Origin of the sequence: Streptomyces sp. NPDC087859 (assembly GCF_044742595.1) — a bacterium.
Lineage (GTDB): Bacteria > Actinomycetota > Actinomycetes > Streptomycetales > Streptomycetaceae > Streptomyces > Streptomyces canus_F.
Window position 1 is genome coordinate 1 of record NZ_JBIUUU010000034.1, and the last position, 19,918, is coordinate 19,918.

17 protein-coding genes are annotated in these 19,918 nt (G+C 71.7%); 9 read left to right on the forward strand and 8 right to left on the reverse strand.

The window, feature by feature from the left end; translation table 11 throughout:
- Positions 1-96: 96 nt before the first annotated feature.
- The gene (locus tag ACIOHP_RS47820) at positions 97-960 is read right to left on the reverse strand and encodes a glycoside hydrolase family 16 protein (protein WP_401897828.1); all 864 of its coding nucleotides are present in this window, start codon (positions 958-960) and stop codon (positions 97-99) included.
- 248 nt (positions 961-1,208) lie between these two features.
- On the opposite strand from ACIOHP_RS47820, the gene ACIOHP_RS47825 reads away from it, so the two are divergent.
- Together ACIOHP_RS47825 and ACIOHP_RS47830 are read left to right on the forward strand one after the other, a co-directional pair.
- Positions 1,209-2,654 carry a condensation domain-containing protein gene (locus ACIOHP_RS47825; RefSeq protein ID WP_401897829.1) on the forward strand — a complete coding sequence of 482 codons (1,446 nt, stop codon included), beginning with the start codon at positions 1,209-1,211 and terminating at the stop codon, positions 2,652-2,654.
- Complete coding sequence (locus ACIOHP_RS47830) at positions 2,651-3,502, forward strand: oxaloacetate decarboxylase (RefSeq protein WP_401897831.1); 852 nt, start codon at positions 2,651-2,653, stop codon at positions 3,500-3,502. The genes ACIOHP_RS47825 and ACIOHP_RS47830 overlap by 4 nt, the downstream gene beginning before the upstream one ends.
- Positions 3,503-3,573: 71 nt before the next feature.
- On the opposite strand, the gene ACIOHP_RS47835 is transcribed toward ACIOHP_RS47830, so the two are convergent.
- Together ACIOHP_RS47835 and ACIOHP_RS47840 are read right to left on the reverse strand one after the other, a co-directional pair.
- On the reverse strand, positions 3,574-4,926 hold the full coding sequence (locus tag ACIOHP_RS47835; protein ID WP_361549611.1) for an MFS transporter: 1,353 nt from the start codon (positions 4,924-4,926) through the stop codon (positions 3,574-3,576).
- 114 nt (positions 4,927-5,040) lie between these two features.
- Positions 5,041-5,940 (reverse strand): amidohydrolase family protein, encoded by a 900-nt coding sequence (locus ACIOHP_RS47840; protein WP_401897833.1) that lies wholly within the window; start codon positions 5,938-5,940, stop codon positions 5,041-5,043.
- A 170-nt stretch (positions 5,941-6,110) separates the two neighbouring features.
- On the opposite strand from ACIOHP_RS47840, the gene ACIOHP_RS47845 reads away from it, so the two are divergent.
- Positions 6,111-6,542 (forward strand): hypothetical protein, encoded by a 432-nt coding sequence (locus ACIOHP_RS47845; RefSeq protein WP_401897834.1) that lies wholly within the window; start codon positions 6,111-6,113, stop codon positions 6,540-6,542.
- Between the two features lie 2 nt (positions 6,543-6,544).
- Here ACIOHP_RS47845 and ACIOHP_RS47850 read toward each other — a convergent pair whose 3' ends face one another.
- Entirely contained in the window at positions 6,545-6,976 is a 432-nt protein-coding gene (locus tag ACIOHP_RS47850) for a DUF6174 domain-containing protein (protein ID WP_401897836.1), read from the reverse strand.
- Between the two features lie 89 nt (positions 6,977-7,065).
- Complete coding sequence (locus ACIOHP_RS47855) at positions 7,066-8,025, reverse strand: trypsin-like serine peptidase (protein WP_401897838.1); 960 nt, start codon at positions 8,023-8,025, stop codon at positions 7,066-7,068.
- Positions 8,026-8,233: 208 nt separating this feature from the next.
- On the opposite strand from ACIOHP_RS47855, the gene ACIOHP_RS47860 reads away from it, so the two are divergent.
- Positions 8,234-9,439: a cysteine desulfurase-like protein gene (locus ACIOHP_RS47860; protein WP_401897839.1), complete on the forward strand. Its 1,206-nt coding sequence runs from the start codon at positions 8,234-8,236 to the stop codon at positions 9,437-9,439.
- A gap of 118 nt (positions 9,440-9,557) precedes the next feature.
- Here the strand turns inward: ACIOHP_RS47860 and ACIOHP_RS47865 are convergent, their stop codons facing one another.
- A complete protein-coding gene (locus ACIOHP_RS47865; protein ID WP_401897841.1) occupies positions 9,558-10,379 on the reverse strand; it encodes a DUF1684 domain-containing protein in 822 nt (273 codons plus the stop codon).
- 159 nt (positions 10,380-10,538) lie between these two features.
- Here ACIOHP_RS47865 and ACIOHP_RS47870 point away from each other — a divergent pair, with 159 nt between their 5' ends.
- The gene (locus ACIOHP_RS47870; protein ID WP_401897844.1) at positions 10,539-13,913 is read left to right on the forward strand and encodes a pyruvate carboxylase; all 3,375 of its coding nucleotides are present in this window, start codon (positions 10,539-10,541) and stop codon (positions 13,911-13,913) included.
- A 7-nt stretch (positions 13,914-13,920) separates the two neighbouring features.
- On the opposite strand, the gene ACIOHP_RS47875 is transcribed toward ACIOHP_RS47870, so the two are convergent.
- Positions 13,921-14,286, reverse strand: a complete 366-nt coding sequence (locus ACIOHP_RS47875) for a hypothetical protein (RefSeq protein ID WP_401897846.1) — start codon at positions 14,284-14,286, stop codon at positions 13,921-13,923.
- Between the two features lie 87 nt (positions 14,287-14,373).
- Here ACIOHP_RS47875 and ACIOHP_RS47880 point away from each other — a divergent pair, with 87 nt between their 5' ends.
- The 4 genes from ACIOHP_RS47880 (at position 14,374) to ACIOHP_RS47895 (ending at position 19,121) form a co-directional block, all read left to right on the forward strand.
- Positions 14,374-14,847: a MarR family winged helix-turn-helix transcriptional regulator gene (locus tag ACIOHP_RS47880; protein ID WP_401897848.1), complete on the forward strand. Its 474-nt coding sequence runs from the start codon at positions 14,374-14,376 to the stop codon at positions 14,845-14,847.
- Between the two features lie 88 nt (positions 14,848-14,935).
- A complete protein-coding gene (locus tag ACIOHP_RS47885) occupies positions 14,936-16,525 on the forward strand; it encodes an MFS transporter (protein WP_401897850.1) in 1,590 nt (529 codons plus the stop codon).
- Between the two features lie 49 nt (positions 16,526-16,574).
- Entirely contained in the window at positions 16,575-17,492 is a 918-nt protein-coding gene (locus tag ACIOHP_RS47890) for a TIGR01777 family oxidoreductase (protein WP_401897852.1), read from the forward strand.
- Positions 17,493-17,567: 75 nt separating this feature from the next.
- Positions 17,568-19,121, forward strand: a complete 1,554-nt coding sequence (locus tag ACIOHP_RS47895; RefSeq protein ID WP_401897854.1) for an MFS transporter — start codon at positions 17,568-17,570, stop codon at positions 19,119-19,121.
- Here the strand turns inward: ACIOHP_RS47895 and ACIOHP_RS47900 are convergent.
- Positions 19,110-19,847 carry a response regulator transcription factor gene (locus tag ACIOHP_RS47900; RefSeq protein ID WP_401897955.1) on the reverse strand — a complete coding sequence of 246 codons (738 nt, stop codon included), beginning with the start codon at positions 19,845-19,847 and terminating at the stop codon, positions 19,110-19,112. The two genes, ACIOHP_RS47895 and ACIOHP_RS47900, sit on opposite strands and share 12 nt — an antisense overlap.
- Between the last annotated feature and the right edge of the window lie 71 nt (positions 19,848-19,918).

The following is a 19,918-nucleotide window of genomic DNA, read 5'->3' on the forward strand; positions in this document are numbered from 1 at the left end:
CACCCCCCAGGCCATGCGTTCGACAGGGGGAGAAAGTCATGCCAACTCCGGAGGCCGGGCGCCCCATTGCGGGGCCACGAAGAAGGTAATGGGGGATCACTTCCAGTCGTAGGCGTACGCGGCGACCCAGGTGACGTCGAGCTGGGCGCTGCTGCCCGGAGCCGCGCCGGGGCCCTCCAGGGCGCTCTCGTTCTGGAGCACCCAGGACAGGGGCTCGGCCGGCACTTTGCGGGTGTCGTGCCCCACCTGCCGGCCGTCCACGAAGAACCGCACATGGCCGGGCGTCCACTCGGTCGAGACGGTGTGCCATTCCGTCCAGTCGTCGCTGCCCGGGAAGTAGCCCTGTTCACCCCCGCCGCACGGATGGTGGAAGGCCGTGAGATCGCCGGTCCACTCGCCCTCGGGGTGGTCCATCTCGCAGCCCCCGCCGTAGTGCAGCCAGGCCGACTTGTAGCCCGGGGCCAGTGCGGTCACCTTGATACGGGCGCTGTACTTGCCGTACTTCATCTGCATGACGGCACGAGGTACCACTGCCGCAGCGTGCACGGGACCCCCGTCGGCGGGCCGCCACATACGGATGAACATCCTGCCGTCGCCGTTCTCCGCGGGGCCCACGCTCACGGTGTCCTCCGGGTGGTAGACACCCACCACCTGGCGGCCGCGGTCATTGGCCGTGTCACGCCAACCGGTCGGATAGGCCCACCAGTTGTCGCGGTACGCACCGCGCAGGCCCCCGCAGTACGCGGCCGAGGTGTCGGCGTCGTGGTCGCAGTCGCTGAACCCGCCCAGCGGCACCCGGTCACCGTTGAAGTCCTCGGCGAGGACCTGCCAGAACGGCCCGCAGTCGCCGCGGGGCAGTTCGGTGCCGGTGGTGCGGCAGGCGTCGGCCGCACCGGCTTCCCCCGCTGCTCCGTCGGCACGGGGGACGCCGAGGACGGCGGCCAGGAGCACGAGCCCCATGGACACCAGCAGAGCGCGCTTACGACCGTTCGGTGCTGCGTGTGATCCCATCGGGAGGCCCTCCGGTCCTCGGTGCGCCGATGTCGTACGACGGGAAGTGCCGCGCGAGGGAGCATCCTCGCCGCGAGCCGGGGCGAACACCATCCCCGGAACGGCCGGAGTAGCGGAGCGTCGGACTCCAGTCGCGTTGCTTCGGGCCCGTCCGCTCGTTGATCTCTCCACGCGGTGAGCGATGATCGGAGAGCCCTGTGCGCATGACCGACCTCCAGCGGTGCGAGATCCGGCCCGGAAGGCTCGTGGAGTGGACCCTGCATCCCGCATCGGTGGGCGCGGCGCGGGCGTTGCCGGACGACGCGAGGCCACCGGCGTACGTCCAGGAGTCCCACATCCGCACGGCACGGACGGTGCGGGAGGACGGGCTGTTCGTGCCGACCTGGCTCGGTACCGCCTTCGACATCCCCGGGCACGTCGAACTCGACGTGCTGCAGGGCGCGTTGGAGGCCTGGATGCTGCGGCACGAGACGCTGCGCAGCGGGTTCCGATGGGCCGGCGACGAGATGCGGCGGTTCACCCTCGACTCCGAGGCCGTCGCCCTGCACCGCGAGGACATCGGCGAGTTCGCGGACGCGGTGACGCTGACCCGGTACCTGCAGGACCGTTTCGACGTCGCCGCCGACGCGCTCACCTGGCCCAACTTCCTGTTCACGGCCGTCGTGCGGGACGACGGCGCGAGTGTGTACATGGCGTTCGACCACAGCAACGTGGACGCGTACTCGCTCCACCGCATCACCGCCGAGATCCACGAGCTGTACGCGGCCGGCCTCGAAGGGCGGATCGTCGCGCCCGAACCGGTCGCCAGCTACGTCGACTTCTGCGCCGACGAACGCTCGGACGCGGACCGGATCGACGACACCCATCAAGTCGTCAGCCGCTGGCGGGAGTTCATCGCGCGCTGCGACGGCAGGCTGCCGAACTTCCCCGTCGACCTCGGCCTGGACCCCGAAGGTCCGCTGCCCGAGCAGAGGTTCGTCCAGGAGATGCTCGTGGACGCCGCGGACGCGGCGGCCTTCGAGGCGTACTGCCGTCCCTACGGCGGCAGTCTGGTCGGGATCGTCGCGGCCGTCGCGCTCGCCGCCCGCGAGATCAGCGGCCTGAGCGTGTACCGCACCGTCGTGCCCTTCCACACCCGGGTCAAGTCCCGCTGGGCCGACTCGGTCGGCTGGTACGTGGGCGGGGCGCCCGTCGAGATCCCGGTGGAGCGGGCCGTGGACTTCGACGCCGCCCTGGAACTGGTCCGCGCCGCGCTGCGCGACACCCGGGCGCTGTCCCGGATGCCCCTGGCCCGCGTCCTGAGCCTCCTGGGCGCGGACTTCCGGCCCACCTCACCGGACCTGTACTCGATCCTCTCGTACGTCGACTCGCGTGACATCCCCGGTGCCGGGCGCTGGCAGGAGCTGAAGGCGTACGGGCTGATCAGGGTGTCCTACGGCGACCAGGTGTGCGCGTGGGTCACCCGGGTCCCCGAAGGTCTGCAGTTCGCCTGCCGACTGCCGGACACGCCGGTCGCCGACAAGAACATGCGGCGCTGTGCGGAGCTTCTGCGGGCACGGATCGTCGCGGTGGCGCGCGAGACCGGGACCGTCGGCGCAGGATGTGACCGTCGGGGCGGACGAGCAGTACGTTCGGGTGCGTGAACATCGACAGCCGAGAACGAGCCGAGCGTTTCGTCGAGTTGCATCGGGAGGGCTGCTTCCTGCTCCCCAACGCCTGGGACGTGGGAAGTGCCCGGGTCCTGGAGTCGGCCGGCTTCCCCGCCGTGGCCACCACGAGCGCGGGCGTCGCCTTCTCGCTCGGGCGCCCGGACCACGACTTCCACGAAGAGAAGGCGCCGGACGGGCGGATCGGCCGGGACACCATGATCCGCCGGGTCCGTGAGATCGCGGACGAGCTCCGGGTGCCGCTCAGCGCCGACCTGGAGGACGGGTTCGGCGAGGCGCCCGAGACCGTGGCGGAGACCATCTCGATGACCCTCGCGGCAGGCGCCGCGGGGGGCAACATCGAGGACTTCACCGGCGACCGCGCCCGGCCCCTGTACGAGGAGCCGGTCGCGGTGGACCGCATCCGCGCCGCCCGTGCCGCCGTGGACGCCGCCGGCGAACCGTTCGTCCTGGTCGGCCGGACGGATGTGCTGCTGGTCGGCGGCTCGCTCGACGAGGCCGTGCGGCGGGCCAACGCCTGTCTGGCGGCCGGCGCGGACTGCGCGTTCGTGCCGGGAGCCGCCGACGCCGAGACCATCGGCACCCTGGTGCGGGAACTCGACGGGCCGCTCAATGTCGTCATGGGCCTCACCGGCAACGCACTGGCCCTGGACGACCTGCGCGAACTCGGGGTGCGCAGGGTCACGGTCGGCGGCAGCATCGCGCGTGCGATGTACCGTCACCTGCTGGACGCGGCAAGGGAGTTGGCGGAGCGGGGCACCTTCTCCTATGCCGACGGCCAGCTCGCCCAGACGGATCTGAACGACCTGTTCCGGCAGGACTGACGCTCACCGAGGGCGGACGGTCCCCAGGGATTGCCGGGTCGTCCGCCGCGTCGGCGGCGCGGGGGCCGGTCTCACGCGGAGACCTCTTCGGTGCGGGGGACGGAGGGGCGGGCGGCGGAGTCGTCGAGGGTGCCGCGGTGGGTCTCGCGGACGAAGCAGACCGTCACCGCGGTGATGGCGGCGCCGCCGCAGAGCAGCAGGGCGACGGGGGTGCTGTTGCCGCTTCCGGCCACCAGGCTCCCGGCGATCATGGGGGAGAAGCCGGCGCCGACGAGGGTGGCGCCCTGGTAGCCGAGAGAGGCACCGGTGTAGCGGACCTTGGTGCCGAACATCTCGGTGAGCAGTGCGCCCAGCGGGCCATACATCGTGGACTGGGCGATGCCGTGGCCGAGAACGACGGCGAGGATCAGCAGCCCGGGCGACCCCGAGTCGACCAGCGCCAGGACGGGGAAGGCGAGCGCGGCCGAGGCGACGGCTCCGGCGAGGACGACCGGGCGGCGGCCGACCTTGTCGGAGAGCGCGGAGGCGCAGGGCAGCACGACGAGCGCGACGCACGCGGAGACGGTGAGGGCGTTGAGCACCTGCGGCCGGGCGTACCCGATGCCGGTGGCGTACGCGATCATGTAGCTGGTCAGCAGCGACTGCGCGGTGAAGGCGCCGATGCCGACACCGCAGGCCAGCAGGACGGGGCGCGGGTTGCGCAGGACGTCGAGGATGGGCAGCCGGGACTCGGCGCGGTCCTTCTTGACCTCGGCGAAGAGCGGGCTCTCCACCACCTTGAGCCGGACGAAGAGGCCGACGCCGAGCAGGGCGACGCTGAACAGGAACGGCACCCGCCAGCCCCACGCCGCGAAGTCGTCCTTGGGGAGGGTGACGACGTACGCGACGACGGCGGTGGACAGCAGGGAGCCGAGCGGGGCTCCCATCTGCGTGAAGCTGGACCACAGGCCGCGGCGTCGCTCTCCGGCGTGCTCGACGACCATCAGGGTCGCGCCGCCCCACTCACCGCCGATGGCGACGCCCTGGACGACGCGCAGGGCGATCAGCAGGACCGGAGCCCACACACCGATCGTGTCGTAGGTGGGCAGCAGGCCGATGAGGAAGCTGGCGCCGCCCATCAGACCCATGGTGAGCAGCAGCATCGACTTGCGGCCGAGCCGGTCGCCGAAGTGGCCGAAGAGGATGCCGCCGAGCGGACGGGCGACATAGCCGGCGGCGAAGGTGCCGAACGCGGCGATCGTGCCGACGGCCGGATCGGCGCCGGGGAAGAACAGTTCGCCGAAGACGAGCGCGGCGACGGTTCCGTAGACGAGGAAGTCGTAGAACTCCACGGCGGTACCGAGCAGCCCGGAGGCGGCGACCAGGCGCAGCTGCCGGGTTCGCTCGGCGGCCGTGGACGGTGATGCGACGGGGGACGGGGGCATCGCGGTCTCCCTTGACCGGGGGAAGGACACCGCGAAAGTAGGCTCTAACTTCACCGCAGTCAAGAAAGTGCACAACATTAGGGTGTGGGGCGGCCCGATACGCCTCACCCGGGTTCAGCGGGTCTCGCCGGTCAGCAGCCGCCGGGGGTTCGCGACCCGGAAGGCGTGGGCAGCGGCCCCGCCCAGACCGAACCCGGGATGGCGCGGGGGCTCCGCGTACGGCCGGTCCGAGCCCTGGACGACGGCGTCCGCCCCCAGGGCGCGGACCACGGCCTCCACGGAGCGCGGACCGTAGGAGGACGTCTCGACGAAGACATCCGGATCCACCGCCGCCGAGCCGTCGCCCCGGGCGGCGAAGCGCTCCCCGTGCAGCGGGGCCAGCCCGGCGAGCAGCGCGAAGCACACCCGCAGGTGAGGGTGGCGGGGGCGGCCGAAGGCGCGGAAGGCGAACCAGGCGGCGTGCATCTGCTGGACGTAGGGCACCATCGCGGGCCACCAGCCGGGCCCCTGGGACCCGCCCGGTGCGGGCCCGGGGTGGACGAAGAGCGGCAGGTCGCGCTCCTCCAGCAGGTCGAGCAGCGGGGCGCAGCGCGCGTGACCGGCGGCGTCCAGCAGGGCGTCGGCCGGGAGCTGGAGCCCCACGAAGCCCCCGTCGAGGTCCTCGGCCGTCGCCTTCGCGTCGATGTCCCGCACACCCGCGGCGGCCCAGGCGCCGAACGGTTCGGGCAGGGCGGCCGCGCCCTCGTGGTAGGCGTCGAGGAGCGGGCGGGCCTCGGCCGCCGGCAGCCACTCCACGCCGATCGGAGCCGACATCGAGACGAGCGCCCGCCCCAGACCGTCGGCGCCGGCGAGCTCGGCACGCCGGGCGACGTCGTGGTCGGCGGGCGGGATCTCGTACGGCGGCTCCCCGTCCAGGCACAGGGTCCAGCCGTCCAGACGCGGCGGCTCACGGCGTGAGCGCAGGGCCGCCACCAGGGACGGCGTCCAGAGATGCTGGTGCACGTCGACGTTCATGACACTTCTCCCACCCAGGCGCGCGGTGTGCTCCGGACTTCCTCGTCACTCAGGATCCCGCGGGCCCCCACCGCCCCGTCCACCCCGCGGCGGACCGGACTGAACACCCACCGCGTCACACCCGTACCTCCTGGCATACGTCCGGCCGACGTCCCGAAACGGAGAGGTACGTGTCCCAGCGCGCCCGCAGTCCGCTCACCGCCCGCCTGCTACTGGCGGGCGGGCTCGCCCTGCTCACCCTGGCCACGGGGTGCGGCCCGGGGTCGGACGAGTCCAAGGTGAGCAGCGGCACGAAGGTGACGGCCGCTCCTTCCGCCGGTGTCGTGGCTCCCGCGAAAGTGGAGGTCATCGCCGGACTCGTCGGCTGCAAGGTCAAGATCCGCACGGACGCCGACGAGCTGAGGGAAGGCGTGTGCCACGGGAAGGACGGTGACTTCCTCATCACCACGTTCCCCGAGGAGCGGCTCAAGCTCACCTGGCTGGACGCCGCCTCCATCTACGGCGGCAAGTACCTCGTCGGCACCCGCTGGGTGGTCAGCGCCCCGGAGCCGCTGCTGAAGAAGTTCCGCCCCGAACTCGGCGGGAAAATCCAGCAGTTGTAGGGCTAGCCCGCGGCCGGTTCGTAGTCGGTGATGTCGTAGCGGACCTCGTCGTCGACGGCGTTCTTCTCCCAGTCGAGCTCGATGCTCGTCGGATGCCCGTCCGCCGCGTACCGGGCCTGCGCCGTGTCCGCGTCGTCGCCGCGCGCCTGCTCCAGCTCCTCCAACAGCGCGCCCAGGGTGGGTACTTCGCCGGGCAGCTGCCGTACGACCCGGCGCGCGCTGTCGTCGAGGCCGACCGCCTTGGTGACCTCGCCGCCTCGGACCGTGATCCGGAAGGTGCCGATGAGGGCCCGTTCGCCCTCGCTCGACGTCAGCGTGTACGTGTACGAGGCGGGCTCCTCCCAGGCGGGCGCGGCCGGCTCCGCCTCCTCACCGCAGGCGGCCAGGCCACCCACCAGCACGGCCACAAGGGAGAGCGAGCGTACGACGGTCATGGCGGCCCCTTCGAAGACGGTTACCGCTACGACGCCGGCCGGCCCCAGGACGTTCGGGACCGGCCGGCGCTCGTACCGTCAGGAGCGGCTCAGGACGACTGGGCCGTCCGGTACAGGTTCTGTGCGTCCGCGCCGAAGTACGGGCCGTACATCGCGTTCGGCAGGAAGTTGTACTTGAAGCTGTTCACCGAGGACTGGAGTCCGGTGCCGGTGGCCTCGTTGAACTGGGTGAACCAGGGGCCGCCGCTGGAGCCGCCGGTCATGTTGCAGGTCAGACCGTGGTCGCTGGAGAGCAGGAAGTCGCGGTAGGTGGTGCCGCTGCAGTAGATGAACTTCTGGCCGTCGTACGGGGCGGCGGCGGGGAAGCCGAAGGCGTACATCGCCTTGCTGTAGCCGGTGTTGAACGCCAGGCCCTGACCGCCGACGACATCGGTCAGCAGCCGTCCGTCCAGCGGGGCCACCACGGCCGCGCCGATGTCGTAGTTGATGTCCTCGCTCGCCGTCCACTGCGGGGTCGACAGGGTCTTGGACGCCGACCAGGTGCCGTACGGCGTCTGCCCGTCGTGGTACCCGGGCGCGAACACCCAGTTGGTGTGCCAGGCGCCCTCCAGTTTCACGCAGTGCCCGGCCGTGAGGACGGTGGACTTGTTGGCGCTGGTGACGGCGTTGCCGGAGCAGGAGGCGGTACGGCCCTGGTAGGTGAAGAACACCCGCCCGGCGGTCTGGACGACCGCTCCGCCACCGGTCCACGCGCCGCCGCCGTTGGGAAACGCCAGCGTGCCGACCGGCGAGCCCGGGGCGCTGGGTGCGATGAGCGTCTTCCTGCCCTTGCGGGGCTCGGATGCCGTCACCTCGGAGCGGTCGACGGACAGGACGTCGAGCGGAGTCGCCTGGCGCATCCGCTCCGGGGTCCAGAAGGCCTGGGTGCGTTGCTGCGCCGTGAGCGACACGGTTCCCGGGTCGGGGGCGGCGCCGGCCGGAGTGGTGAGGACGCCGGCGGTCAGCAGTGCGGCTGCGCCCACCAGGGCGGCACGAAGTCTGCCTATCACGCGGTCTCCTTCTGCGGTGGGGGTCGGAGGGTGTGACCGTTCTGCGCGCAGAGTGCCACCGAACGCCCTATTTGGGCAGGTGCACGTCAGAATGATGGCCGAAAAGACGCACCCTCTCTCCGCCGGCGACACAGGGGGCGATCTCGCCGCCGCCCGGAGGATGGGGTTGACTTCGAGCCCCGGCCCGGAACCACGACAGGAGCCCTTCGTGACGTACGACATCACCGCCCTCCGCTCCCAGTTCCCCGCCCTGACCGCCAGAACAGCGCACTTCGACGGCCCGGGCGGCACCCAGACACCCCGGCCCGTGATCGACGCCATCGCCGACGCGCTGACACATCCGCTGTCCAACCGGGGCAGCGTGACGCTGGGGGAGCGCAACGCGGAGAGCCTCGTCAGCGAGGCCCGCCGGGCCATGGCCGACCTGCTGGGCGCGGACCCGAGGGGGATCGTCTTCGGCCGCAGCGCCACACAGCTCACCTACGACTTCTCCCGCACCCTCGCCGACACCTGGTCGCCCGGTGACGAGGTCGTCGTCACCCGCCTCGACCACGACGCCAACATCCGCCCCTGGGTCCAGGCCGCCGCGCGGGTCGGTGCCACCGTGCGCTGGGCCGACTTCGACCCGGCCACAGGCGAGTTGACCCCGGACGACATCGGCGCCGTGGTGTCCGACCGCACGCGCCTGGTCGCCGTCACCGCCGCCTCCAACCTGATCGGCACCCGCCCCGACATCGCGGCGATCTCCCGACTCGCGCACGAGGCAGGCGCGTTCGTGTACGTCGACGGTGTCCATCACACCGCTCACAGCCTGGTCGACCTGGAGTCGCTCGGCGCGGACTTCTTCGTCTGCTCCCCGTACAAGTTCCTGGGCCCCCACCACGGAGTCCTCGCCGCCGCTCCGGAGCTGCTGGAGACCCTGCGCCCCGACAAGCTGCTGCCCTCCACCGACGCGGTCCCCGAGCGGTTCGAACTGGGCACCCTGCCCTATGAGTTCCTCGCCGGGACCAGGGCGGCGGTCGACTTCATGGCCGGCCTCGACGCGACGGCGACGGGCACTCGGCGCGAGCGTCTGGCGGCGGCCTACGCGGAGCTCGAGGCGCACGAGCACACCCTGCGCACCCAGCTCGACAAGGGCCTGGCCGCGCTCCCCGGCATCACGATCCACTCCAGGGCGGCCGACCGCACCCCCACCCTGCTGCTGACCTTCGAGCACCGCACCACGACCGACGCCTACGGCTTCCTCGCCGAGCGCGGCATCCAGGCCCCCTCCGGCTCCTTCTACGCCATCGAGGCCTCCCGCCACCTGGGCCTCGGCGACACCGGCGGCCTCCGCGTCGGCCTCGCGCCCTACAACGACTCCGAGGACGTCGACCGGCTCCTGGCCGGGCTGGGGGAGTTCCTGGCACGCTGACGGGCCGTCCGCCCGCCCTCGTCCTATCGAGGAGGCCCGTCCTCGTCCCGTCGGGGAGGCACAGGGCGGGCCCGCCGACCGCGACCCCGGGCGGGCTCGCCCTGTGCGTTGCCCTCGGTCAGGGCCGTCCGCCCCGCTCCAACGGGATCCGCTCGCCCGCCTCGACCGCGACCGGCAGCCGGTTCTCCGTCGGCGGCAGCGGGCAGGTGGCCAGGTCGGTGTAGGCGCAGGGCAGATTCCCGGCACGGTTGAAGTCGAGCGTGACCTTGCCCTCGGCATCGGGAGCGGCGATCTGGAGTGAGCGGTTCGCCGCGTACGTCGTCACGCCCGAGGTCTCGTCCGTGAACAGCGCCATCAGCGCGCCGGGCCCCCTGCCGTTGAACGCCGTGAGGCGGTGCCGCACGCCGGCCAGCTCGAACTCGACCTGGCCGGGGGAGTCGTACACGTGCTCAAGGCCCTCGACGGCGGCGCCCACGGTCACCGGGCGCGGCTCGGGGAAGGGCAGGAAGCGGCCGGGGACCACCCAGCGCGGGTCGGGGGCGTAGGCCGGGGTCCGGGTGAAGGACGTACGCAACGGGTTGCCGGGATGGCGCGGGCGCACGATGTCCTGTCCGCCGCGCTTGGCGACCTCGATGACCGCGTCGCCCGCGCCCACGTACACGCTGTCCCGTTCCGCGACGATCCCGAAGTCGTACCGGCCGCGCACCGGCTCCCCGTCGACGGTCAGCTCCTCGCCCTCGGCCAGCTCGACCACCACCCCTTCGGCGGTGCTCGACCAGGCTCCGGGCGCGTCCTCGAAGCGCTCCGGCTCCGGGCCCAGCCAGTGGAGGCCGGTGATCGCGAGGAAGCCGTGCGGACCGGAGAGGACCGCCTCCTTCTGCCGGTGCCACTCCTGCCATTCCTGTGCGAAGCTCACTCGGTCGACGTCCTGGACGGTCATGTCCGCTCCCTCGCGCTGCGGTGGTGGTGCTCCGTGCAACCGCCGTACCGTCGCAGATCATCCCCAAACGGCAATCCGCGCGTGACCCGGCTCTCATGGCACGACGGAGACATTGCCGAGACGATGGGGGGCGTCACCGGCAGGCCGAAGGGATCCGGAATGCTCCGCAAGGTACTGGTAGCCAACCGTGGTGAGATCGCGATTCGCGCGTTCCGAGCCGGTTATGAGCTGGGCGCGAGGACGGTCGCCGTCTTCCCCCACGAGGACCGCAACTCGCTGCATCGGCTCAAGGCCGACGAGGCGTACGAGATCGGCGAACCGGGACACCCGGTGCGGGCCTATCTCTCCGTCGAGGAGATCATCCGGGCCGCCCGTCAGGCCGGCGCCGACGCCGTCTATCCGGGCTACGGGTTCCTGTCCGAGAACCCCGAGCTCGCGCGGGCCTGCGAGGAAGCCGGTATCACCTTCGTCGGGCCGAGCGCGGAGATCCTGGAGCTGACGGGCAACAAGGCCCGCGCCGTGGCCGCCGCCCGCGCGGCCGGCGTACCGGTGCTGGGCTCCTCCGAGCCGTCCAGCGACGTGGACGAGCTGGTGCGGGCCGCCGAGGACATCGGGTTCCCCGTGTTCGTCAAGGCCGTCGCCGGTGGTGGCGGGCGCGGTATGCGCCGGGTCGAGGAGCGCGCGCAGCTGCGGGAGTCCATCGAGGCGGCGGCCCGTGAGGCGGCCTCCGCGTTCGGCGACCCGACGGTGTTCCTGGAGAAGGCCGTCGTGGACCCCCGGCACATCGAGGTGCAGATCCTCGCCGACGGCCAGGGCAACGTCATCCACCTCTACGAGCGCGACTGTTCCCTCCAGCGCCGCCACCAGAAGGTCATCGAGCTGGCCCCCGCGCCGAACCTCGACCCGGAGCTGCGCGACCGGATCTGCGCCGACGCCGTGCGCTTCGCCCGCGAGATCGGCTACCGCAACGCCGGCACCGTCGAGTTCCTGCTCGACCCGGCCGGCAACCACGTCTTCATCGAGATGAACCCGCGCATCCAGGTCGAGCACACGGTCACCGAGGAGGTCACCGACGTCGACCTCGTCCAGTCCCAGCTCCGTATCGCCGCCGGCGAGACCCTGGCCGACCTCGGGCTGTCCCAGGAGACGGTCGTCCTGCACGGCGCCGCACTCCAGTGCCGTATCACCACCGAGGACCCCGCCAACGGCTTCCGCCCCGACACCGGCCGCATCAGCGCCTACCGGTCGCCCGGCGGCTCCGGCATCCGCCTCGACGGCGGAACCACCCACGCCGGTACGGAGATCAGCGCGCACTTCGACTCGATGCTGGTCAAGCTCACCTGCCGGGGCCGGGACTTCGGCACCGCCGTCAAGCGCGCCCGGCGTGCCGTCGCCGAGTTCCGGATCCGCGGTGTGGCCACCAACATCCCGTTCCTCCAGGCCGTCCTCGACGACCCGGACTTCCAGGCGGGCCGTGTCACCACGTCGTTCATCGAGCAGCGCCCGCACCTGCTGACCTCCCGGCACTCCGCCGACCGCGGCACCAAGCTGCTCACCTACCTCGCCGACGTCACGGTGAACAAGCCGCACGGCGACCGCCCCGAGCTGATCGAGCCGACGACCAAGCTCCCGCGTCCCACCGCCGAGGTGCCTCCCGCCGGTTCGAAGCAGAAGCTCGCCGAACTCGGCCCGGAGGGCTTCGCGCGCTGGCTGCGCGAGTCGCCGACCATCGGTGTCACCGACACCACCTTCCGCGACGCCCACCAGTCGCTGCTCGCCACCCGCGTCCGCACCAAGGACCTCCTCGCGGTCGCCCCGGTCGTCGCGCGCACCCTGCCCGAGCTGCTGTCCCTGGAGTGCTGGGGCGGCGCCACCTACGACGTCGCCCTGCGCTTCCTCGCCGAGGACCCGTGGGAGCGGCTGGCCGCGCTGCGCGAGGCCGTCCCCAACATCTGCCTCCAGATGCTGCTGCGCGGCCGCAACACCGTCGGCTACACCCCGTACCCGACCGAGGTGACCGACGCCTTCGTGCAGGAGGCCGCCGCCACCGGCATCGACATCTTCCGCATCTTCGACGCCCTCAACGACGTCGGCCAGATGCGTCCGGCGATCGAGGCCGTACGGGAGACGGGCACCGCGGTCGCCGAGGTCGCCCTCTGCTACACCTCCGACCTGTCGAACCCCGACGAGCGGCTCTACACCCTCGACTACTACCTGCGGCTGGCCGAGCAGATCGTCGAGGCGGGCGCCCACGTCCTGGCCGTCAAGGACATGGCCGGACTGCTCAGGGCCCCGGCCGCGGCGACCCTCGTCTCCGCCCTGCGCCGGGAGTTCGACCTCCCCGTCCACATCCACACCCACGACACGGCGGGCGGCCAGCTCGCCACCTACCTGGCCGCGATCCAGGCAGGTGCCGACGCCGTCGACGGGGCGGTCGCCTCCATGGCGGGTACCACCTCGCAGCCCTCCCTTTCGGCGATCGTCGCCGCGACCGACCACTCCGCCCGCCCCACCGGCCTCGACCTGCGGGCCGTCGGCGACCTGGAGCCGTACTGGGAGAGCGTCCGCCGGATCTACGCCCCCTTCGAGGCGGGCCTCGCCTCCCCGACCGGTCGCGTCTACGACCACGAGATCCCCGGCGGCCAGCTCTCCAACCTGCGCACCCAGGCCGTGGCCCTGGGCCTCGGCGACCGGTTCGAGGACATCGAGGAGATGTACGCCGCCGCCGACCGCATCCTCGGTCACCTGGTGAAGGTCACCCCGTCCTCGAAGGTGGTCGGCGACCTCGCCCTGCACCTCGTCGGCGCCGGGGTCTCCCCGCAGGACTTCGAGGCGACGCCGGACCGGTTCGACATCCCCGACTCCGTGATCGGCTTCCTCCGCGGCGAGCTGGGCACCCCGCCCGGTGGCTGGCCGGAGCCCTTCCGCAGCAAGGCACTCGAGGGCCGCGCCGACGCCAAGCCCGCACCGCAGCTGACCACGGAGGAGCGCGACGGACTGGAGAAGGACCGGCGCGTCACCCTCAACCGCCTCCTCTTCCCCGGCCCGACGCGGGACTTCGAGACGCACCGCCAGTCCTTCGGCGACACGAGCGTCCTGGACAGCAGGGACTTCTTCTACGGCCTGCGCCCGGGCAAGGAGTACGCCGTCGACCTCGAACCCGGCGTCCGTCTCCTGCTGGGCCTGGAGGCCATCGGCGAGGCCGACGAGCGCGGTGTCCGCACGGTGATGTCCACCCTGAACGGCCAGCTCAGGCCCATCCAGGTGCGCGACACGGCCGCCGCGTCGGATGTTCCGGTCACCGAGAAGGCCGACCGCTCCAACCCCGGCCATGTCGCCGCCCCGTTCGCCGGAGTCGTGACGCTCGCGGTCGCCGAGGGCGACGAGGTCGCGGCCGGCGGCACGGTCGCCACCATCGAGGCGATGAAGATGGAGGCCGCGATCACCGCCCCCAAGGCGGGCAAGGTCTCCCGGCTCGCCATCAACCGGATCCAGCAGGTGGAGGGCGGCGATCTGCTCTTCGTGATCGGCTAGGACACGGTCAGACCCCGAGCGCTCCCGCGGGGTGGCCGTACCGACGGCCGCACGCGGTGAGGGCGAGGACTCCGGTGCCGGTGACCCGGGTCCTCGCCCCGAGCGCGCCGGGGTCGACGGCGAGACGGGCGGCGATGTCGGTGGCGTAGCAGGTGTCGGGTAACCCGAGGTCCCTCTTCACCTGGGCGTAGCGGGCGTAGAACGCCTCGACGTCCAGCGGGCCCGCCCCGGCCGGCACGTCGCCGACAGCGTCGAGGGCGCCGCCGGTGTCCATGTGCGTGTCCGCCGGCACCTTCCAGTCCACGGGCGATCCCTCGTCGCACAGCATGGCCAGTGCCGAGGAGAGCTCGGCGGGCGGCGGCGTCTTGTCCATGGTGGAAACCCTAGGGGGAGCCACTGACAGCCCCTCCGACAGATAGGTACCTTGACATAGGTATCTCTGCATACTGATAATCCCCGTGTGCCCCCGTCCAGCGCCTCCGCCCAGGAGATCGACCGCGTAGCCGCCGATCTCCTGCTGTGCCTGCCCGCGCTGCACCGGGCGATGGACCGCCGGGTCAGTCAGGACTTCCCGCACCCCAAGCCGCCCGAGGCCCAACTGGCCCTGCTGTGGCATGTGCGGGCGCATGAGGGCGCCACGGTCCGCGAGGCCGCCGAGGCCCTGATGATGAAGCCGAACAACGTCAGCGCACTGGTCTCGCAGCTCACCCGGCAGGGAGAGCTGGAGCGGCGACAGGACACCGCCGACAAGCGGATCGCGCACCTGTATCTGACGGCGGTGGCCCGGCAGCGGATCGCCGAGGTCGAGCAGCTCATGAGCGTCCATCTCGTGGACGCGCTGCAGGCGTTGACGGACGGGGAGCGCCGCGCGCTCGGTGCGGCCGTGGGCGCCTTGCACGCCCTGACCGGTCAGCTCCGCGCCGCCCAGGGCTGACGCACGGGCGGCCTGCCTGTCTGCTCGTCCGTCTCCGCCCTCTTCCTCGCCCTCTTCCTCCTTCTCAGCACAAGGACCTGGCTTCTCCATGCCCTCTTCCACCGCCGTTCCCGTCGGCGTGCCCGCGCCCGCCGACGAAACCAGCCGCAGCCCCCGCTCCAACCCCTGGCTGACCCTGATCGCCGTCGCCTTCGGTCTGTTCATGGTCGGCCTGGACGGCTCGGTCGTGGCGATCGCCAACCCCGAGATCGGCCGCGACCTCAACGCCTCCACCGCCGACCTCCAGTGGGTCACCAACTCCTATCTGCTGGCCCTGGCGGCCGCCCTGATCCTCGGCGGCAAGCTCGGTGACCGGCTGGGCCGCCGCACCTTCTACCTGATCGGCGTCGCCGGCTTCACCCTCGCCTCCGTCGCGATCGGGCTCGCCGGCTCGATCGAGGGCGTGATCGCCTTCCGCGCGGTCCAGGGCTTCTTCGGCGCCCTGCTGATGCCCAACACCCTCGGTCTGCTGCGCGCGGTGTTCCCGCCGAGGAAGTTCGGCATGGCGGTCGGCATCTGGGCCATGGTCTCGTCCGTGTCCACCGCGCTCGGCCCCATCGTCGGCGGTCTGCTCGTCCAGCACGTCAACTGGGAGTCCGTCTTCTACATCAACGCCCCCATCGGGGTGATCGCCCTCGTCTACAGCGCGCTCGTCCTGCCGCAGAGCAAGAACACCGCGGCCGCGGGGGAGAAGTTCGACATCCCCGGCGTCGTCCTGCTCGCCGTGGGTCTGCTCGCCGTCGTGTTCGGAGTGGTCAAGGGCGAGACGTGGGGCTGGACTTCGGCCGGCACCCTCGGCGCGATCGGCGCGGGCGTGGTCGTCCTGCTGGTCTTCGGCCTCTACGAGACGCGCGTCGCCCACCCGCTGCTGCCCATGCGCCTGTTCCGCAACCCGGCCCTCACGGTCGGCACGGTCATCACCGCCCTGAACTTCTTCGTCCTGCTCGGCACGATCTTCTTCGTCATGCTGTACCTGCAGAACGTGCGCGGCTTCTCCCCCGTCGAAGCCGGCGTCCGCACCCTGCCGTTGAGCCTCGCCTCCGTGGTCGCCTCCCCGCTCGGCGCCGCTCTGACCGAGCGGTTCAGCGCCCGGTTCACCATGCCGCTCGGCATGTTGCTCCAGGCGGCCGCCATGTTCACCATGCTCACCTGGAGCGCCGACTCCTCGTACGCCACCATGTGGCCGCCCTTCATCGCGATGGGCCTGGGCGTCGGCATGGTGATGTCCGCCTCCTCGGAGGCCATCGTGGGCAACGCCCCGGTGCGGGACGGGGGTGTGGCCGGAGGTCTCCAGGCCACCGCGCTGCAGATCGGCGGCGCGCTCGGTACCTCGGTCCTGGTCTCCGTCATCAGCAGCCGGGTGGGCTCCACCCTCACCGGCGAACTGACCGACGCCGGGGTGCCCGCGGGGACGGCGCACGGGCTGGGCGAGGCCGAGGACGCGGTGGCCATGGGGGTGGCGCCCGTCTCCGACGCGATGCCGGCTCAGCTGAGGGCCGCGGTGGTCGAGGGCAGCCACGACGCGTTCATGAACGGTGTGCACACGGCGGTGCTGGCGACCGGTGTCCTCGCGGTGCTGGGCGCGATCGCGGCGGCGATCGGGGTGCGGCGGGCTCCGGCCGTGGAGCGGGGAGTATGATGCTTTAAGTCTAAAGCATCTAGCGTGTCCCTCCGGATCGAGGTCCCCCATGCACGTCGTCATCAGCGGTTCTTCGGGATTGATCGGCGGAGCCCTGGCCGCGTCGCTGCTCGACGACGGGCACCGGGTGACCCGACTGGTCCGCCGGGAGCCGCGGTCCCGCGACGACGGCAGCGCGGAGGCGCGCTGGGATCCGCAGGCGGGCCTGCTGGATCCCGGCGTGCTCGAAGGCGCCGACGCGGTGGTCGGGTTGGCCGGGGCGGGCGTGGGGGACCGCCGCTGGACACGGACGTACAAAAAGCAGATCCGCGACAGCCGCGTCCTCGGCACCACCGCCCTCGCGACGGCGATCACGGCCTGCGAGAAGCCGCCGCCGGTGTTCGTGTCCGGTTCGGCCATCGGCTACTACGGTGAGACCGGCACGGCCGAGACCGACGAGTCGGGCGCGCCCGGCCGGGACTTCCTGGCCGGCGTCTGCCAGGAGTGGGAGTCGGCCGCCCAGGGCGCCGGCGCGGTCGGCACGCGGGTCGTGAACACCCGCTTCGGCATCGTCGTGTCGCCCCGCGGCGGGGCGATGGGACGCCTGCTGCCGCTCGCCCGCGCGGGCCTCGGCGGGCGCCTCGGCAGCGGTGACCAGTACTGGAGTCACCTCTCCCTGACCGACGCGGTCCGCGCCCTGCGCCACATCATCGCCACGGACGGCATCACCGGACCCGTCAACATGACGTCACCGCACCCCGCCACCAACCGCGACGTCACCGCCGCCGTGGGCAAAGCCCTGCACCGGCCGACCGTTCTCGCGGTGCCGGGCTTCGCGCTGCGGCTCGTCCTGGGCGAGTTCGCCGACGGCATCCTGATGAGCCAGCGCGTGCTGCCGGGCGTCCTGTCGGCCTCCGGTTTCACCTTCGAACACCCGACCATCGACGCGGCGCTCGCCGTCGCGGTCGGCCGAGAGGGTGTCGGCTGATCGAGTGGTGACGTTCTTGAGGCAGGCGTACGGTCGAACAGTGGACGCCACCGTTCGCTGAAAGCGCGATATCCCATGACCAGTAACCCGCAGCCGACTTCCGCAGCGCAGGCCCCCACCGGGAACACCGGCGGTGGCGGAAACACCATGGCGCTGCTGGTCATCGCCTCGTGTCAGCTGATGGTGGTCCTCGACATCACCATCGTGAACATCGCGCTGCCGGACATCCAGCGCTCCCTGGACTTCTCCACCACCAGCCTGGCCTGGGTGGTCAACGCCTACACCCTCACCTTCGGCGGCCTGCTGCTCCTCGGCGGCCGCGCCGGTGACATCCTCGGCAGACGCCGTGTCTTCATCTTCGGTGTCCTGCTCTTCGTCCTGGCCTCCCTGCTCGGCGGGTTCGCGCAGAACGAGGCCCAACTCCTGGCCGCACGCGCCCTCCAGGGCGTGGGCGGCGCCATCGCCTCCCCGACCGCCCTCTCCCTGATCAGCACGACCTTCCGCGAAGGCCCGGAACGCAACCGGGCGTTCGGGGTGTTCGCCGCGGTCTCGGCGGGCGGCGGCGCGATCGGGCTGCTCGCCGGCGGCATCCTCGTCGAGTATCTGAACTGGCGATGGGTGCTCTTCGTCAACGTCCCCATCGGACTGCTCATCGCCCTCGCCGCGCCCCGCTGGATCAAGGAGTCCGAACGCCACCCGGGCCACTTCGACATCGCCGGCGCACTGACCTCCACCGTCGGCATGGTCCTGCTGGTCTACGGGTTCATCAGAGCCGCGCAGGAAGGCTGGCGGGACGGGCTCACACTGGCCTCGTTCGGCGCGGCGGTCGTCTTCCTCGGGCTGTTCATCATGGTCGAACGGCGTTCCCGGCAGCCGATCACACCGCTGCACATGTTCGCCGACCGCAACCGCGCGGGCACCTACGGCATCATGCTGTGCCTCGCCGCCGCGATCTTCGGCATGTTCTTCTTCCTCACGCTCTTCGTGCAGAACGTCCTGAACTTCAGCCCGTTGGCCACCGGGTTCGCCTTCCTGCCGGTCAGCGCGGTCATCGCGGTCGGCGCCGGGCTGGCCTCGCGGTTCCTGCCCGTCTACGGGCCCAAGCCGTTCATGGTGGTGGGCGCGATCCTGGCCGCGGCGGGACTCGCCTGGCTGACCCTGACCGATGTCGACTCCACCTACGCGGGCAGCGTCCTCGGCCCGATCCTCGTCTTCAGCCTGGGCATGGGCATGGAGTTCGTCTCGCTCACCCTGATGGCGCTCTCCAACGTGTCGGTCCAGGAGACCGGCGCGGCCTCCGGACTCCTCAACGCCACGCAGCAGGTGGGCGGTTCGCTGGGACTGTCCATCCTGGTCACGACGTTCGGCACGGCCAGCACCAACGAGGCGGAGAAGCAGGTCCCGCGCTTCCTGGACCAGGCCACCCCGGCCGAACTCCTGCAGTTCAAGCGCACCGGGCAACTCCCCGGCCACTGGGGCGACGAGGTCCTGACCGCCGGAGTCTCGGCCGCCTTCGTCGTGGCGGCGATCTTCGCCGTCCTCGCCGCGCTGATCGCCGTCCTCGCCATCCAGGTCCGCCCGTCCGACCTGGAACGCCTCAAGGGCGACGGCGTGCCCTCACCCCCGTGACGCCGGCGCGGGGACAAGCCCCAACCGCTGGGCGCGCAGCACCGTCCCGAGCCGGTCATGAGTACCGAGCTTTCGGTAGACGTTCGCGACGTGCTTGTGCACCGTCCGCTCGGAGATGCCGAGGCGACGGCCCATGGCGGCGGCGGTCAGGGAGTCGCCCAACAGGAGCAGCACGGTCGACTCCCGCGGTGTCAGCCCCACGTCGTCGCCGCTCGGCGCGACCACCCGCTGAAGGAGCTGCCGCTGCTGCTCTATCCCCGCCAGCAGCGGCTGAAGCCGCCCGGCGACCACGACTTCCTCATCGGTGAAGTCCCGCCCGGAGCGGTAGACGATGCAGCCGGTGATCGGCGCCCTCGATTGCGGCAGCGGAATCCCCAACGCGTGGTCCACGTCCATGATGTCGTCGAGCAGCCGCGCGGTCGGGCTCCCGGACCACTTCCGCCCGGCCGCGCGACGTGCCGTCACCGGCGCCCGGTCCGGGCGCACCCCGTAGTGCTCCGCGAAGGGGTACCCGGCCCGCAGCAGCCCCATGGCCTCGTCCCCGAGCCCGTCGAACTCCGGTTCCACACCGGGCGACAGACCGAGCGTGCCCCCGCTCTCGCTCCAGTCGTCCAGCTTGTAGATCAGGACCTCGGCCCCGATCAGGCCCGGCAGCGCGCCCGCCACCAACGGCCACAACCGCCCCGGATCGCGCTCGTGGAGTGCGGCGACGGCCACCGCCAGCATGCGTTCGTAGGCTCCGCCCAGCCCCTGTGCCACGTTCCTGCTCCACTCGTTCGCATACGCAGTTGTACCCA

Bases quoted from the DNA above. Each gene is read 5' to 3' on its own strand.
- ACIOHP_RS47890 (WP_401897852.1), top strand. From the start codon at position 16,575: ATGCACGTCGTCATCAGCGGTTCTTCGGGATTGATCGGCGGAGCCCTG.
- ACIOHP_RS47850 (WP_401897836.1), bottom strand. From the start codon at position 6,976: ATGACCGTCGTACGCTCGCTCTCCCTTGTGGCCGTGCTGGTGGGTGGC.
- ACIOHP_RS47875 (WP_401897846.1), bottom strand. From the start codon at position 14,286: ATGGACAAGACGCCGCCGCCCGCCGAGCTCTCCTCGGCACTGGCCATG.
- ACIOHP_RS47835 (WP_361549611.1), bottom strand. From the start codon at position 4,926: ATGCCCCCGTCCCCCGTCGCATCACCGTCCACGGCCGCCGAGCGAACC.
- ACIOHP_RS47820 (WP_401897828.1), bottom strand. From the start codon at position 960: ATGGGGCTCGTGCTCCTGGCCGCCGTCCTCGGCGTCCCCCGTGCCGAC.
- ACIOHP_RS47900 (WP_401897955.1), bottom strand. From the start codon at position 19,847: ATGCTGGCGGTGGCCGTCGCCGCACTCCACGAGCGCGATCCGGGGCGG.
- ACIOHP_RS47840 (WP_401897833.1), bottom strand. From the start codon at position 5,940: ATGAACGTCGACGTGCACCAGCATCTCTGGACGCCGTCCCTGGTGGCG.
- ACIOHP_RS47870 (WP_401897844.1), top strand. From the start codon at position 10,539: ATGCTCCGCAAGGTACTGGTAGCCAACCGTGGTGAGATCGCGATTCGC.
- ACIOHP_RS47895 (WP_401897854.1), top strand. From the start codon at position 17,568: ATGACCAGTAACCCGCAGCCGACTTCCGCAGCGCAGGCCCCCACCGGG.
- ACIOHP_RS47885 (WP_401897850.1), top strand. From the start codon at position 14,936: ATGCCCTCTTCCACCGCCGTTCCCGTCGGCGTGCCCGCGCCCGCCGAC.
- ACIOHP_RS47865 (WP_401897841.1), bottom strand. From the start codon at position 10,379: ATGACCGTCCAGGACGTCGACCGAGTGAGCTTCGCACAGGAATGGCAG.